Below are 14,474 nucleotides of genomic sequence, written 5' to 3'. Positions count from 1 at the left end.
ATAGGCAGTTCTAACCCCCTAAAGAAAGCAAAGTCTTTGCAATGCCTAACGAACAGCATCTCGTTTGCTTTGATCACCAGTATTCATGACTGGCAGCATGAATCCTTTGCTATCTCGGATTATCGGTTTACACCTACTACGAGGCTATGTCTGTATTGAGCCCTTTAAGTGAAAGCCATTTAGCTACGTATAACGTCCAGCTCGACCCAGAAGAAATCCTTTTGGATTGAATTTCCTCCTCAATAAACCTCCTGATCACGATCTCATCTTAAAACCCCTGTTTGGAATTAAGTGCGTTCCAATTTGGCCTATACCCAGCTAAAAGAGGACTCAAAACAGAACCCAGCACTCTCTAAAGAAAGATTTGGTCTCACTTGAAATTGGCCTAAGTTGGCTAATCACTAGGCACACAACTGTGTCGCAAGGCTTGTAGGTGTGGGGCAACCCGGCACACCTTCAAAAAGCCTTGTAGTTCAGCGGTAGCCACATTCCTTGATAAGGGAGTAGTTCCACCACCCCCGGCGAGGCTAGGCGCTCTGGCTTTGAAGAGCTCAAAGAATTGCAGGCACCGGATGTTCTTGATAGGCTTGAAATACTGGTAAATTAAAGTCTCTTTCGAAAAAGCTTGTGCCAAAGAAAATATTTGAAGCTTTATCTTTTTATCTTTGTTCACTAATGCTTGCTGTAATGTTATTTGCAGGGGTGAGTGGAGCTCAGAACCTTCCTTTAAGTCAAGATGGCAAGAGTCTTCTTGGAAACCCTATGGAGCAATTCAAGGACGGGGAAAATTTAAAAAATGAAGATGTTTCTGGAGATGAAATGAGCATGAAGGAGGTCTTTGGGGACGATCAAGTTTTCCCTTTCGTAGCAGGTTTGGATTCATATTGAAAATTCTTTTCAGACTGTAGAAATTCCTAAGAATCTTTTTGGTTTTCTAAATAAAGCTTTGATAAGTTAATTTTCCAGACTCTGTGAATTCAACCAAACGCTAATCTAGTCCTTCTGCGTCTAAAAAAAAAACTTATAAATCATGAGAAATTTTACTACTTTGAATTAGCATCAATCATCCGAATGATCTGCCATTCCATCCCCAAAGATTTGGGGGCACATCTTCAAACCCTATGTATATCCTATCGCTTGGAATATTTGTTTTTGATTCAATTAATCTGCAAAATGAAGATGACATTCTGCTTGGATCAATGGCTCCAATTGATTTAATTTCAACATAGCAGCAGGGATCATTTGTGCCGGCGAATGTCATTGGGACACCTGTCTCTAGAGAAGTCATCACATATCTTTCAGGCTTGCCTGTTAGGAGCGATAATTCTTGAGACAAGGCTTGGAGTATTTCTTCGGGCTGTTCTAGATTACTAACTGATGTTCGAAGGTTAATTAAAGGCATTGACAAGAGTAAAACTAGGCTCATAAGGATATCTTTTCTTGTGCTTAATACCTTTTGGATTCGGCAGGCTGAAATTAAATTCAATAATTAGAGATCATTTTATTATGCATTTTTGCCCATAAACCATTTCCCAGCAATAATCCTTTCCGAATCCGAGACTTTTTATAGAAGCTTTATTTCTTGAGGCTAATGGATTTAACCATTCTGCAATCTTTGTCCTAGGTTCTGAAATTACTTTTGACGTAATTGTTTTTTTAGGCATGATTATTTTTTTAGGTAGGATTATTTTTTTAGAGGTGATTCCCTTATCTAGTGTTGGTTTTGACACTTCTATTTTGCTTTTTTGGGAGACATCCTGACTTTTGTTTTCGCGATTTGATTCGCAGCCAATAATGACAAGGCTTGCGCCAATTAGCAATCTGGTAATAGCAGGTTTGGAACGATTGGGAATCCTAAACAAAATAAATTTGAATGAACATTAAATTTAATTTGATAGGAACCACCCTTATTGGCAACAATTTCCATACAAGTATTGATTTTTGAGATCTTCTTTGGAGTAGGTATTTACCCTATGCTTGACCCTGGATTTGTTTTAAACCCCTTGAATGCTTTTGGCCGAGGCTTTGCTAAAAAGATTGCTAGAATTTGAGAAGCCTTTCTTGGATATACTTTCTTAGGTTTTGCACTTTCTCTGAGCACTAGTGCAAAATTAGTTTTGCTTTTCAGTTTTATGATGAGACAACTACTTATTGCCGTACTTATCTTCCCTTCAGTGCTAGGGCTGGTTGCTGGTTGTGCGACCTCTGACACTGTTTCAATTAGAAGTAAAACCAAAAAGATTAAAGGTGAATATTATTCTTCTAAAGGAGAGGCTTATTCTGCATGCAGTTCCTGGAGAAGCAAGGGTGGTACTTGGGAGTTAAAAGTTGATCAGTTTGGACTTTCAAACCGTGACCAAAAAGCAGCTCCCTCAGTGCCAATTGAATTGACGGGCACTAGTAATATTCCGAAGGATGATCCAAGTTATCGCAAGGGTGATGATGAGATGGCTTTTAAGTTGCCTTTGCTGTCTTCAGGAGGTTCTGAAAGCAAGATATCCCCAAACCAGGAAGTTAGCTCTATTGGCTATAAATGGCTCGTTTATGAGCGAAGGCTTTGTAAGAACGACGCCTCTGACATAAATGTTGTTTTAGGAAAGGAATATTTGATTGATGAAGCCGCAAGAGTTGTTACTTCTGAAATGCCTAAGTTAATTGTGAAGCAAAGATTCCTCTATTAAAATTAAATTTCTCTAAAGCTTGGCTTAGGAAAATTGATATACTTGGCTAAAAATTTATCTTTTTATTTCACGTTATATGCTTTTCATCGCTCATTACCTCGATCTTTTGCTATTTGCGTCATTTATATATTTTAAAGGCGTGGTTGCATGAGCCTTTTCTCATAATAAAGTCCTTCATAGACATAGTCCTTTTCTTGTAAACCCCCTTGATCGAGTTAATAATGAGCAGTTACATTAATAAGAAGTACAGACATTTTTAGTAAAGTTATTCCTATATATCCTGAATAGCTATATAGGAAAAAAATAGCTTTTATATTATTGAGATTTCTAGGGCAAATTATGCTTGCCAAGAAAAGACAATATCATGTATTAAATGCCACATTGTAGTTTCATTTGATTCAAAACTGCTTAAATAGACTGCTTTTTGATCCATGATTTGAGGGTTAATTAATCTTTAATTCAATGCTGTTTTTATCATTGTCCTCTGGAGCTCCAGCAGCTATTACCAGTTTATCTGCTCCAATTCTTGGGGTTCTAGGTTTGATCGGTTTTGCTGTATTTGCTATAGGTGGTAAGCAGGATAATGATGGGCAAGGTACCAACTCTTCTCCTTACCTTAAATAAGATGTTTTTAAGTAAATTGTTTTAGGCCCCCAAGTTTCTGATTATTGATTTCAGATTTACTTTGATCTATGCAATAAAAAACCCCACAATCTGTGGGGTTTTTTATTGCATAGATCCTTGGGAAATCGGGGTTTAAACGTTAATCTCCTGCTGTAATCTTTGCAGTGTCAAAATTATCAAGAGCTTTGCTTATTCTTTTAAAATCAAAACCCATGCCTCGTAAAGCATGCCATAGATGGCCTTGTATAAAGAAGAACCCAAGAAAGAAATGCGCATTTGCTAGCCATGCACGAGCAGTATGAGCCTCCCCAGTGAGGCCCTGAGCAGTATCGGTGAAATATGGAAAGAATTCAAAATTCAACTTTAGAACTTCTCCATAGAACTCTGTTGGGTAAACAGTTGTATTGGTTGAGCACCAAAATGCCGCAATTAGTGCCATATAGCCTGCTCCTGCTAGGGAGTAGGACAGTACTGATTCTGCCGAGAGGAGACCTTTTCCTTTGAAAGAGGTGTATTCACCAAATTGCTTGGTAGCAATATGGAAGGCTCCTCCAGCGATTGTGATCAAGGCAATAATTGCATGCCCACCCATTACATCTTCCAAGCTGCTTATTGATAAAAAATCAGCTTGATGATTCCAAACAGCTGCAAAACTTAGATTTGGCTCAATTGTTCTGACAACACCTTTAGCGCTATCCCAAATCCCATGATATTTTGCAAACTCAACAAATTGAGTAGCGCCAAGGCCTAAGAAAATTAAATGATGGCCAAGTATAAAGGTTAACTTGTCGGGATCATCCCATTTAAAGTCAAACTTTTTAGGACGACCATTTGCCTCTGAAAGGTTCCCTTCAAACTTCAAGGAGTGGAGCAGTCCTCCAGCACCCAAGACGCCTGAGAAAATAAGATGCAATACACCGATTACTGTGCATTCATAAAAGTCAGTGATCACACCATTTTCTATTCCGCCAATACCAAGGGTTGCAAGATGGGGTAAACAAATTAGGCCCTGATTACCCATTGGTATAGCTGCGTCATAGCGAGCTAATTCAAATAGAGTAAATGCACCAGCCCAGAACATCATTAAGCCAGCATGGGCCGCATGGGCGGCGATGAATTTCCCTGAGCGGTTAGTGACTCCTGAGTTTCCGGCGTACCAGTCGTAGGTAATGTTTGGATTTCCGTAGGTCTGCACGAGGTAGACACATGTATAGGACTTGATCAACTTATTAATTAATGGTCAGTATTTTTTGCTCTCTTAATATCGCGTATTGAGCATGTTCCTTATGAAAATAGTTTTAAGATCATCAGTTACATGAACATGTGTTTTCTATCCTTAGCGACTTGGAGGAATTGATAATAGGAAGATATGAAGCATGATAATGTGATTTTTTTAACACCTTCTTTTCAAACTATTTATCTGTTGAGGAAATCTTTTTCTCGCCTCTTAGGATCTTGCTCAGTAATGAGATTGATTTCATGGGTCAGGATAAGATTGAGCTATATTTAATAGCTATTTTTCATTTTCTTATTGGCATACCCTTGGTCGTAACTATTATGCGTGCACGAAGTATGGCTAAAAGGGGGGTGGCTCTGCCTCCATCCTGATTAAGAAGTTGGTAGAAATAGACTTCTGTTTTGGATCGGTATATTTGCTAACTGTTCAAGCTAAGACGACATATTTACGGAACCTTTAATAACAATTAACCTTACAATGTATCAAATATAACCAGACCAAGTGATGTCAGAGCTTTACAAGTAATGGTATCTTCGCTTAGAAATAATTAGTGATTTTTAAATCAATGACTATAGGAATTTACTTTGCTACAACGACTGGTAAAACTGAGGATATAGCAGAAAGGCTTCATGGACTCCTGAGTAATTGTAACTCTCCAAAGGATCTGGCGGATCTTTCAGATCTTAATGAATTTAACAATTTAGATGCCATCATTTGTGGAATACCAACTTGGAATACAGGAGCCGACTATGAAAGGTCTGGAACTGCTTGGGATGCAATGCTTGAAGAGATTGGTGGGTTAAATCTGCATGGAAAGAGGGTAGCAATATTTGGATTAGGAGATTCATCTACTTATACAGAGAACTTTTGTGATGCTATGGAAGAATTGCATTCTTTTTTTAAGAAGGCTGGAGCGACTATGGTTGGCTATGTGAGAACAAGTGATTATACTTTTGATGATTCCAAAAGTGCTATAGGTGAACTTTTCTGTGGTCTTCCATTAGATGAAGATGGAGAGTCAGATCTAACCGATGATCGCTTAATTAGGTGGGCAGAGGCCTTGAAAAAAGAGATACCAGGACTGACTTGAAAAAGTATTAGTTTGTTTAGCCTCTAGTGGGTCTTGAGGAGCCCTTGTTTCTAATGGTCCAGCGAACTCATTTTAAATTATGCCTAGAGCTAAGTAGGGTTAAAAATTAGTGATTACAAAATGAAAGTTGCCATAGGAAGCTATTCTAGGTTGGTTTTGATGAAAACTTTTCAATAAATGCCATTCTCTGATGATCAGTATTTTCAGGCCATTTCTTCTAATGAGTTGGTTCAAGAGTCTTTTGACAAGATAAAAGGAGCTTGCCAAGCTCTGCAAGAAGGCTCAGGCTGTCCTGATGAAGATGTAGATGATTTCCTGAAATTCATTGTTGGGAAATGGAAATAACATTTCTTTGGCTAAGCTTTCCAAAGGACGAGCGATGTTCTGTGTCCCAATTTATTCTCTGAATGTTGTAAATAGTACGCTTGATTGAGTAGTCCCCTCTCCCATATAAAGAGGCTCAGAGAAATATTACGTACAAAAAATTTTTACTGATTTGTGGCATGTTGTTTTTTATCTCAACCCCGGGGGATCATCTTTTTAATCTTTTTTATGCCTCGTGGAGAGAACCAACCCTCCATGCATCCAACATAGTTTTTACCCCTTTGTTAAGGAGCTTTAAATCTTTTACAGAAATTGTTCCTTTAAGTTGTTTGAATTCTTCCCTCCATTCAACGCCATCCAATTCCTGCCAATCAATAGCTATTAGTCTTTAAGGTCTTTCTTCTTTGTGAATTTAAACCATCCTTCTTCTTTCACTCCTCTTTTAACTGCAGTAAAAAGAGCTCCAAAGAAGAAAGACCCAACTGCAGTAAAAATAACCAGTGTTAGCAAAGGCTTCCAGCCAGCTACTGCTATGTTTTGAATCGCTGGGTCAAATGGGTCCATTTGCTTATTAAAGCCCTAAGCATTGATAATTGCCACTGGCTTAAGCAAAGACCCTCTATAGGAAGCTATGCACACCAGAATATTGATTGTTTTGGCTGTTAAAATATTCTTAATTAGTATGTTTCTGGTTCATGAAAGTTTGCGCTCGTAAGCATCCCTTCAAATTGAGGGTAATGTCCTTTCTTTCTGAATCAGTGCTTGGTTATATACAAAATAATTCTACTAGAAATGCACCTGTTCCATTGGCATGTATATCAAACACATATCTGTCCATAGTAATAATGAGTTCAGGTGTCTATGAGGTCAAAGAACTTGGTTTAGTCGAAAGTATGCTCAAACAATTCGATGATTTAGATCTAATGATAGATATAGGAGCAAATATTGGTAATCATAGTATTTTCTTAAGCAAGTATTTTAATACTATAATTGCCTTTGAGCCTCAGCCAATCTTGGTCTCATTGCTAGAGCACAACCTAAAATTTTGTCAAGAAAAAGATTATCAGATTTTTCCTATTGCCCTAGGAGCAAAGCAATCTGAGGCTTTTATCTCTTTTAATAGGTTTAACCCAGGTGGAGCTAGTTTATCTGAAGATTCAGGAACGACAAAAGTCCAGGTCGAGAAGTTAGATGATGTTCTTGATTCAGCTGATTTGCCTGCTGAATCAAAGGTATCTCTGATAAAAATTGATGTTGAGGGTATGGAGGCTGATGTGATTCGGGGAGCAACTAAAACAATCGAGAAATATCGACCTATTGTTCTCTTTGAAACTGACAGGAGGCCAACTTCTACAGTTAATGATGATTATTTATATGAGTACCTTGAATCAAACGATTACTCCTTTTATGTCGAGACGACAACTGAGCAACAAACAATGCCTGTACTTAAAAGATTTTTTTTAAGGGCTATTCGTGTTTTTAGTAAATATTATGAATTAAAGGAATTAAAGGGTCTGGATTCTTTTTATTATTCGATGGTTGTAGCAATCCCTGAAGAACGTAATTTCTGAAAATATATATTAACGAGTGTTTGGTTAGTTTTGATAGGAATACAACCTTTATTTAGATTAAAGCGATAAATCTTTTTGGACCTAAACTAAAAAAGCCTCCTTAAAGAAAGGAGGCTTGAGCCTTTTAAAAAGTAGCTAAGCCCTTCTAAAAGAAGGGTCTTGGCTATGTTAAACCTTACGTGAGTAGTACTCAACCCTGAGTGATAGCAAGAGTTTTCGACTGATTTCCGGGTTGGAGGAAAGTTGGAGTAGGAGGACGATTTCGCAGCTGTATTCGATTTATGAAAATCCTTTAGGAGATGTTTTTATGCGATTTTTAAAATCCCAAACATTAATTCCTCCGTTTGCATTAACGGCTGCTAGAGCACAGTCATCAGGTCGCCAGGCAATTGCTTCGACACGGCCTCCTACGAATGCACCGCCAAGTGGCTCACCATGACCATTCTTCTGGAGAAGCCAAACAAAAACCGAACCATCCCTTGATCCAGAGGCTAATAGTGACCCACGATTGGAGAAAGCGAGGCTGGAAATCGCTCCAATGTGAAGGTCTAACTCTCCTGGTACCGTTCCTTCAGGACCATTGCCTTGAAAACTCCAAACTGTTATTCGTTCACCTCCTCCAGTGGCAAGAACCATGCCGGTTTGATCAAATGCTAGTTGACTTGGCTTGCCTGGATACCCAGTCATCTCAGCATCTTGCGCAGTTGAACGTCTCCAGAAATGAACAGAATTGTCTTGACTACCGCAAGCCACAATGTCGCCATCAGGGCTAAGCACCATCGACACGAGTGAGCCTTGCCATTCCAGCTTCTGATTGACCTGGGCACGAATTACATCATAAAAAGTGACTCGGCCGTAGCATGCAGTTGCTAATTCATTCGACTTTGACCAAGCAACCGCGCTGACAGTACTAGGATGTTTATCTGAGCGCCAATGTTCTTCTCCATCAGCACCAAAAACATAGACGTACTGCGAGAAGACTACGGCTAAGAATTGTCCATCTGGTGACCATTGGAGATGTTCGACCCATCCTTTACCGAGTTCCAATGCCTTATTTGACTCACCTTCTTTACTCTTCCAAATCAGAACACGTCCATCCTGACCTGCAGTAGCAAAAATATCTCCATCTGGATGAATGGACATCGCAAGTAAGCTACCTTCATGGACTTCCTTTCGATGCCAAAGGGTGGTTCCAGACTTGCCTTCAAAGGCATAAAGGCCTCCTGCAGCATCACCCACTAAAAAAGCATTACCTTCTAGTGCCCATCCACAAACAATGACATAATCGGCGACTTCAGTACTCCACCCCTCGTGAAGCATACCCCGACCCTGAGGGCCGAGTTCTCTTATGTCAGGCATTTGTCGAACCCACTTTGCAAGGCTTCTTCATCAAGGTTCCGACCGATGAACACGAGTTGATTTCGGCGAGGTTCACTACCCCACTCCCTATCAGGCTGTGAGGTAAAGAGCATATGTACACCTTGAAAAACTATTCGCCGCGGCTCGTCGGCAAAGCTGATGAAACCCTTCATGCGAAAGATGTCCACACCTTTCTCTGCGAGAAGTCGGCTCAGCCAAGCGTTGAGCTTTTCAGGATCGACATTGCCATTCCGCTCAATAGCAATTGAACCCACTTCATCATCGTGTTCGTGTTGAGCTACCCAAGTTCGCTCTGCTATAGGAGGAATTAAAAGGTCATTCTGTTGATTACTTCCTAACTCAGAACCTGAAGTATCCATTCTCCTCACTTTGATATCGAATTCCTCGGCCGTGTGCTGAGTGAATAAACCAAGATGCCCAGATTTCTCAACTTCAAGCGAGAACGATTTACTCCCCTCTGACTGCAGCTGAAGGTTCACATGCTTGTTCAGTGGGATTTTGTCACCTGGATGTAGGAGTTCAGCAGGTTCAGCGTAAAGTCGCACACATGATTCTGCACCTTCATTGAGAGATTCTTCGTCTGTGCCTTGGTCAGCTACAACGACCAGAGACATCATCGGGTCAGGCCCCTCTTCGAGACTAACTTCGTAACGACCAGGCTCAAGTTGAAAAACACCCGTCCACTCAAATGGATACTCTGGTTCTAAGAAGCTTGGGCGGCGCTCCAAAACTTGGTCAAGGTCAAAAGCACCGAGGTTTAGAACAGTTTCAACAGAGACATCCGCTTGCTTACTACGTACGACACGCGCCATACGGTTCATATCACGTAATCGTGCTTCAAGAGTATCGAGTGACTCATCAGAAACGAGATCAGTTTTGTTCAGAACCAGTACGTCGGCAAATGCAACCTGCTCGGAACTCTCATCACTGCGTCCCAGTTGCTGATCAATATGAGCTGCATCAACAAGCGTAACGATCCCATCGAGTGAAAATTCTGAACGAATTTCATCGTCCATGAAGAATGTTTGAGCAACAGGACCGGGGTCGGCAAGCCCCGTGGTCTCAACCAATACATAGTCGAACTTATCGCGTCTCTTCATAAGGTTGCCAAGTACGCGAATTAGATCACCTCGAACGGTGCAGCAGATGCATCCGTTGGACATCTCAAAAACCTCTTCATCAGCATTGATAACCAGTCCCTGATCAATTCCAACTTCCCCATATTCATTTTCAATGACAGCGATTCGTTTACCGTGTTCTTCGCTCAGAATTTTGTTAAGAAGAGTCGTCTTCCCAGAACCAAGGAATCCTGTAAGGATAGTTACGGGTACTTTTTGTTTGTTAGTCATTTTACTTTGTTGATTGATGAGTACAATTAGAGTTTTCTAACTTCATATCTATTAACCAATTTTTATCGATACCAAGGAGTTCAATAGCCTTTAATTCAAAACCATCAAGCTCAAAGTAGTTGTAAGGAACATTTAGCAGTAAAGTTAATTGCCCCTCTTCTCTTGAAATAGAGTGATTTGAAAATTCAAGTTCTTCAATATTTTTATTAAAATTATTTGAGATAGTTAGTTTTAAGATCTTCTCCATATTCCATGGAGATTTATCCATGAAACTTGCTTGATCTTCCCAGTATTTTTTATAGGCATGGAACCCTTTCTTGATGTTCATTGATCACTCCATTTAACGTTGATTAAAGGTTAGAGTTTAGTATTAAAGGTCAACGCTTGGTTAACAAATCCCATCTATTTTCAAGTTGGTTTCCTGCCCTCTTATTGCATGAACCACCCAAAGAATTGACGATTGTACAAGTGTTATGAACAGCGACAGAAATAGCATTCCCATTAGGCATTAAACCATCAACATAAATTTGCTGTTTTGCTATAGGGGTGGAAGTCTGTCGACTCAAGTTTTTTAATAATTTTGAAGGAGGTTTTTGCTCCGCAAATAAGACTTTCACACGTTGTTCTTTTAGCTCCCCTAATACTCTGGTAATGGTCTGAGGCCTAAGGCTCGATGAATGACCAAGAAAATCCAATAAGCTAATAGTTTTCAAACCAAAAGCATCTCCGTAGTATTCCATAGCTTTGTGCTTAGAAACTATCGTCCTTTGATTAGAAGGTATTGTAGCTACTTGTCTTTGAGTCCATTGATCTAAATCTTCTAAAATAGAATTAACAGATTTAGATCTTTCACTTGTAATTTTTCTATTTTCTCTATCAAAAAATGAAATGTTCTTCTTGATGCTTCTAGAAATAATATTTCCCATCTTGATAATGTTATGAGGATCATGCCAGATATGAGGATCTGCTCCTCCATGGTCATGGTGATGATGATCACCGCCTTCGTCTGGGACTTGGGCTATCGGTTCAACATCATCACCTGAAATATCTTTAAAGAAATGTTCATTGGCTTCAAACTCAAAGGGCATATGCTCAGTAAAGAATACATATTTACCAGCTTTTTTAATTTCTACATTGAATGTTGTGCTTTCTTTCCTCTCATTAAATGTGAGAATATATGCTTTTTCCTGTGCAACAAGTTGATCATTATTACGTTTAAATTCTGAATTTTTAGATTCTAATAATTCTTCAGCAAGTTCTTCTGATGCTTCAATGTCACCAGACTTGAGAATGACCATTTTCATAGCAGGATCGGCATAGTCTCCATCGACTTTTGCAAAAGACCATGTGTAGGTTCCTGGTGAAAGTTCAAAGACACCAGCCCATTCAAAAGCTTCTTCTCCATGACCTTTGCCGTGGTCATCATGATCGTCATGCTTCGCAGATGAGTGATCATCATGATCGTCATGGTCATCAATCTTTATTGCACTTACACCGACAACAGTCGTTATGGGATTATTTCGCCATTTTTTCATTGCAGGAGTCATTTCTTGACCAAGAGTAAAAACTTGACTTGCATTCTTTAAGGCTTGAGCCTGTCTAGGAGAAAATTTGACATCATGGACGTCTACTTTTCTGCTAATCAAACACTTAACTTGCTTTGAAGGTGGAGCAATTGCTTTGACCAAGTCACATACCAGCGGCTCTATTGCAACTATTGATTTCTCCTTCGCTTGTACTCCTTGAGCCGTTCCAGATAAAAAAACCGCTCCTGCTAAAAGAGAAGTTTTTAAAATTGATCTATTGATTGAAAGCCTTCTGTGGCTTGATTGCTCTAAGCGATCCGACATGCGAAGCGAATAAGTGAGGATTCTCACGATAATGGTTATCATTTCGACTTGGCAAGCATATTGTTATTTCGTGTGGAAACGGTCTTAATCCATGGCCAGTTTGATTGCTGAAAATTTGACATATTCCTATTCAAGGCAAAGTCAACTTGTTTTGGATGATGTCTCAGTTGAGCTCAAACCTGGAACTTTGACTGCACTTGTTGGTCCAAATGGTGCTGGTAAGTCAACATTGCTAGGCCTACTTCAAGGCCGCAATAAGCCTGACAAAGGTGAAATCACCATTGATAGGCATCCGTTGCTTGATAGTCGAGCTCAAGTTTCTCTAATGCCTCAAAGAGGAAAGTTGAACTGGAATTTTCCAATCACTGTTGAAGGATTGGTTGCTTTAGGACGGGTGAATCATTCAAGATCAAAATGTTGTGAATTAGAAGCTGCACTACAAAGAGTTGGAATATCTGATTTGGCAAATAGGAGACTCGACTCCTTATCTGGCGGGCAACAACAAAGAGCATTACTTGCAAAAACTTTAATGACACCAGCAAAAATCTTGCTTCTTGATGAACCTTGTTCTGCTTTAGATCCACCTGCAAGAGAAGACTTTCTATTAATCATTCGCCAGTTGGCTGATGCTGGGTTATCACTTTTTATTAGTAGTCACGATTGGGGAACATCTCTAAACGCGTATGACAAGGTCGTTGCTTTGGATAAGCATATCTTGGCTTTTGGTACTCCTGAAGTTGTGAAAGAAAAACTTGATTCATTTAGCAGTATGCATGGTAGCTATTGCCGTGCTTGATTTTTACTCAACCCTAGAAACTTGGTGGTTAATTCCTTTTTGCGTAATTCTATTGACAGGAATATTGTGCCCGGCCATGGGTACTGTATTAATTACCCATAAGCGACTTCTGCAAGTTAATTTAATCTCTCATTGTGTCCTGCCAGGGTTGGTTTTAGCAGTAGCACTTGGCATTAGTCCTTCTGTAGGAGGTGTTTTCAGTGGATTGTTTGGATCTCTTGCAGCAGAAGCATTAACAAACAAAAAAAATGAAAATTATGAAGCAATAATGAATACAATTCTTGCTGGTTCTCTTGGATTTGGTGTTCTCCTTATACCTCTTGTTGGAATTAGGATCGATTTAGAATCTGTTCTATTTGGGGATTTATTAACTGCAAATTTAGGCGACTTATCAAGAACTATTATTTCTTTCTTAGTATTTATTTCTTTGATGCTTTTTGGTTACAAAAAGCTTGTACATATTGGATTAGACCCGGAAGGGGCTTCTGACAGTGGCATAAAAGTATCTTATTTAAATTTACTGCTTGGCCTTACGACTGCGCTTGTTATTGTTAGTTCAATGTCTGCAATTGGAGTCATTCTTGTAATTGCTTTGCTTTCCACTCCTGCCTTATTAGGTCTGCAACAAGCCCCATCTTTATGGGTTGCTATGGTTAGATCTGCAATCTTTGGGTCTTTAATCTCAGTTTTAGGTTTTTTGTTTGCGATTGTTTTCAATTTGTCCCCAGGTCCCCTTGTCGCTGTTTTATGCATTCTTTTAATAGGATTGTTACCTAGAAAAAGAAATAATTGATCTCTTTTGTGTAATTAGACCTACGGAGTTATTGGCTTGTTTTTGAACTAAAAGGCAGAACTTTGTACATGAAAAACCCCTGACTAAGCAGGGGTTGGAGAAAAGTTGGAGTAATAGTATTGAGATTCGCCGAGAACCCAGTCTGTAACTCAGGTGTCAGACCTTGCGTGAGTAGTACTCAACTACAAGTAGTTCATTGATTTCGAGCGCGACCCATTCACGTTCACACCGCCCAGTGACTTTTGCTGACATTTTTGATTTATCAAACTCCAAATGAGGAGGGACATTTGCGAGGCCAGGGAATTCGAGATTTCCTTCGGCTAGCTTTTTGCTTCCCTTTCTTTCTCGAATTGCAATCACATCACCTACCTTGCATTGATAGCTGGAGATGTCTAGAACCTTCCCATTGACCGTAACGTGCCCATGGTTTACTAGCTGCCTGGATCCAGGGATCGTTGGGCCAAATCCAAGCCTAAAACAGGTGTTGTCCAGTCGATTCTCAAGTAATTTTAATAGGTTGGTCCCTGTTGAACCATCTTGAGCCCGAGCTTTTTTGACATACCTGACAAGTTGTCTTTCAGAAATTCCGTAGTTGAATCTTAGTTTTTGTTTTTCTTCGAGACGAATAGCGTATTCAGAGCGCTTGCGACGGGCTTGGCCGTGCTGACCTGGCGGATGTGACCGTTTTGCGGCCTTCCGGGTGAGACCTGGTAGGTCTCCCAAGCGCCGCGTAATCCTCAAACGAGGGCCGCGGTAACGAGACATAATTATCAGAAGGA

Annotated in this window: 17 protein-coding genes; 8 read left to right on the top strand and 9 right to left on the bottom strand. The window is 39.8% G+C overall.

Annotated features, from left to right (window positions below; translation table 11 throughout):
* Positions 1-627: 627 nt before the first annotated feature.
* Positions 628-888 carry a hypothetical protein gene (locus SOI84_RS03800; protein ID WP_320675087.1) on the top strand — a complete coding sequence of 87 codons (261 nt, stop codon included), beginning with the start codon at positions 628-630 and terminating at the stop codon, positions 886-888.
* A gap of 175 nt (positions 889-1,063) precedes the next feature.
* Here the strand turns inward: SOI84_RS03800 and SOI84_RS03795 are convergent, their stop codons facing one another.
* Complete coding sequence (locus SOI84_RS03795; protein ID WP_320675347.1) at positions 1,064-1,402, bottom strand: phenylpyruvate tautomerase MIF-related protein; 339 nt, start codon at positions 1,400-1,402, stop codon at positions 1,064-1,066.
* 94 nt (positions 1,403-1,496) lie between these two features.
* Positions 1,497-1,730, bottom strand: a complete 234-nt coding sequence (locus tag SOI84_RS03790) for a hypothetical protein (RefSeq protein ID WP_320675086.1) — start codon at positions 1,728-1,730, stop codon at positions 1,497-1,499.
* Between the two features lie 405 nt (positions 1,731-2,135).
* Here SOI84_RS03790 and SOI84_RS03785 point away from each other — a divergent pair, with 405 nt between their 5' ends.
* On the top strand, positions 2,136-2,681 hold the full coding sequence (locus tag SOI84_RS03785; RefSeq protein ID WP_320675085.1) for a hypothetical protein: 546 nt from the start codon (positions 2,136-2,138) through the stop codon (positions 2,679-2,681).
* Between the two features lie 462 nt (positions 2,682-3,143).
* Positions 3,144-3,305: a hypothetical protein gene (locus tag SOI84_RS03780; RefSeq protein WP_320675084.1), complete on the top strand. Its 162-nt coding sequence runs from the start codon at positions 3,144-3,146 to the stop codon at positions 3,303-3,305.
* A gap of 139 nt (positions 3,306-3,444) precedes the next feature.
* Here SOI84_RS03780 and SOI84_RS03775 read toward each other — a convergent pair whose 3' ends face one another.
* The gene (locus SOI84_RS03775) at positions 3,445-4,500 is read right to left on the bottom strand and encodes a chlorophyll a/b binding light-harvesting protein (protein WP_320675083.1); all 1,056 of its coding nucleotides are present in this window, start codon (positions 4,498-4,500) and stop codon (positions 3,445-3,447) included.
* A 607-nt stretch (positions 4,501-5,107) separates the two neighbouring features.
* Between SOI84_RS03775 and fldA the strand changes: the two genes are divergently transcribed.
* Positions 5,108-5,632: a flavodoxin FldA gene (fldA, locus tag SOI84_RS03770; protein WP_320675082.1), complete on the top strand. Its 525-nt coding sequence runs from the start codon at positions 5,108-5,110 to the stop codon at positions 5,630-5,632.
* A gap of 177 nt (positions 5,633-5,809) precedes the next feature.
* Positions 5,810-5,977 (top strand): hypothetical protein, encoded by a 168-nt coding sequence (locus SOI84_RS03765; RefSeq protein ID WP_320675081.1) that lies wholly within the window; start codon positions 5,810-5,812, stop codon positions 5,975-5,977.
* 360 nt (positions 5,978-6,337) lie between these two features.
* Here the strand turns inward: SOI84_RS03765 and SOI84_RS03760 are convergent, their stop codons facing one another.
* On the bottom strand, positions 6,338-6,520 hold the full coding sequence (locus tag SOI84_RS03760; RefSeq protein ID WP_320675080.1) for a hypothetical protein: 183 nt from the start codon (positions 6,518-6,520) through the stop codon (positions 6,338-6,340).
* 173 nt (positions 6,521-6,693) lie between these two features.
* On the opposite strand from SOI84_RS03760, the gene SOI84_RS03755 reads away from it, so the two are divergent.
* Positions 6,694-7,527: an FkbM family methyltransferase gene (locus tag SOI84_RS03755; RefSeq protein WP_320675079.1), complete on the top strand. Its 834-nt coding sequence runs from the start codon at positions 6,694-6,696 to the stop codon at positions 7,525-7,527.
* A gap of 279 nt (positions 7,528-7,806) precedes the next feature.
* Here the strand turns inward: SOI84_RS03755 and SOI84_RS03750 are convergent, their stop codons facing one another.
* The 4 genes from SOI84_RS03750 to SOI84_RS03735 all read right to left on the bottom strand — a co-directional run bounded on the left by SOI84_RS03750 (position 7,807) and on the right by SOI84_RS03735 (position 12,106).
* A complete protein-coding gene (locus SOI84_RS03750) occupies positions 7,807-8,886 on the bottom strand; it encodes a hypothetical protein (RefSeq protein WP_320675078.1) in 1,080 nt (359 codons plus the stop codon).
* Positions 8,874-10,256: a GTP-binding protein gene (locus tag SOI84_RS03745; RefSeq protein WP_320675077.1), complete on the bottom strand. Its 1,383-nt coding sequence runs from the start codon at positions 10,254-10,256 to the stop codon at positions 8,874-8,876. Before SOI84_RS03745 ends, SOI84_RS03750 begins: the two co-directional genes overlap by 13 nt.
* Position 10,257: 1 nt before the next feature.
* Positions 10,258-10,524, bottom strand: a complete 267-nt coding sequence (locus tag SOI84_RS03740; RefSeq protein ID WP_320675076.1) for a hypothetical protein — start codon at positions 10,522-10,524, stop codon at positions 10,258-10,260.
* A gap of 109 nt (positions 10,525-10,633) precedes the next feature.
* Positions 10,634-12,106: a metal ABC transporter solute-binding protein, Zn/Mn family gene (locus SOI84_RS03735; protein WP_320675346.1), complete on the bottom strand. Its 1,473-nt coding sequence runs from the start codon at positions 12,104-12,106 to the stop codon at positions 10,634-10,636.
* 91 nt (positions 12,107-12,197) lie between these two features.
* On the opposite strand from SOI84_RS03735, the gene SOI84_RS03730 reads away from it, so the two are divergent.
* Complete coding sequence (locus SOI84_RS03730) at positions 12,198-12,902, top strand: ABC transporter ATP-binding protein (RefSeq protein ID WP_320675075.1); 705 nt, start codon at positions 12,198-12,200, stop codon at positions 12,900-12,902.
* Positions 12,895-13,695 (top strand): metal ABC transporter permease, encoded by an 801-nt coding sequence (locus tag SOI84_RS03725; RefSeq protein WP_320675074.1) that lies wholly within the window; start codon positions 12,895-12,897, stop codon positions 13,693-13,695. The genes SOI84_RS03730 and SOI84_RS03725 overlap by 8 nt, the downstream gene beginning before the upstream one ends.
* Before the next feature lie 156 nt (positions 13,696-13,851).
* Here SOI84_RS03725 and rpsD read toward each other — a convergent pair whose 3' ends face one another.
* Entirely contained in the window at positions 13,852-14,460 is a 609-nt protein-coding gene (rpsD, locus tag SOI84_RS03720; protein ID WP_320675073.1) for a 30S ribosomal protein S4, read from the bottom strand.
* Between the last annotated feature and the right edge of the window lie 14 nt (positions 14,461-14,474).

This window comes from Prochlorococcus sp. MIT 1341, from assembly GCF_034092415.1.
Classification (GTDB): Bacteria; Cyanobacteriota; Cyanobacteriia; order PCC-6307; family Cyanobiaceae; genus AG-363-P08.
Note: the sequence above shows the minus strand (reverse complement) of the source record. Positions and strands in the feature narration are given on the sequence as shown.

Coding starts and splice junctions, on each gene's coding strand:
- SOI84_RS03795 (WP_320675347.1), bottom strand. CDS start 1,402: ATGCCTTTAATTAACCTTCGAACATCAGTTAGTAATCTAGAACAGCCC.
- SOI84_RS03785 (WP_320675085.1), top strand. CDS start 2,136: ATGAGACAACTACTTATTGCCGTACTTATCTTCCCTTCAGTGCTAGGG.
- SOI84_RS03780 (WP_320675084.1), top strand. CDS start 3,144: ATGCTGTTTTTATCATTGTCCTCTGGAGCTCCAGCAGCTATTACCAGT.
- fldA (WP_320675082.1), top strand. CDS start 5,108: ATGACTATAGGAATTTACTTTGCTACAACGACTGGTAAAACTGAGGAT.
- SOI84_RS03765 (WP_320675081.1), top strand. CDS start 5,810: ATGCCATTCTCTGATGATCAGTATTTTCAGGCCATTTCTTCTAATGAG.
- SOI84_RS03760 (WP_320675080.1), bottom strand. CDS start 6,520: ATGGACCCATTTGACCCAGCGATTCAAAACATAGCAGTAGCTGGCTGG.
- SOI84_RS03755 (WP_320675079.1), top strand. CDS start 6,694: ATGTCCTTTCTTTCTGAATCAGTGCTTGGTTATATACAAAATAATTCT.
- SOI84_RS03750 (WP_320675078.1), bottom strand. CDS start 8,886: ATGCCTGACATAAGAGAACTCGGCCCTCAGGGTCGGGGTATGCTTCAC.
- SOI84_RS03745 (WP_320675077.1), bottom strand. CDS start 10,256: ATGACTAACAAACAAAAAGTACCCGTAACTATCCTTACAGGATTCCTT.
- SOI84_RS03740 (WP_320675076.1), bottom strand. CDS start 10,524: ATGGATAAATCTCCATGGAATATGGAGAAGATCTTAAAACTAACTATC.
- SOI84_RS03735 (WP_320675346.1), bottom strand. CDS start 12,106: ATGTCGGATCGCTTAGAGCAATCAAGCCACAGAAGGCTTTCAATCAAT.
- SOI84_RS03730 (WP_320675075.1), top strand. CDS start 12,198: ATGGCCAGTTTGATTGCTGAAAATTTGACATATTCCTATTCAAGGCAA.
- rpsD (WP_320675073.1), bottom strand. CDS start 14,460: ATGTCTCGTTACCGCGGCCCTCGTTTGAGGATTACGCGGCGCTTGGGA.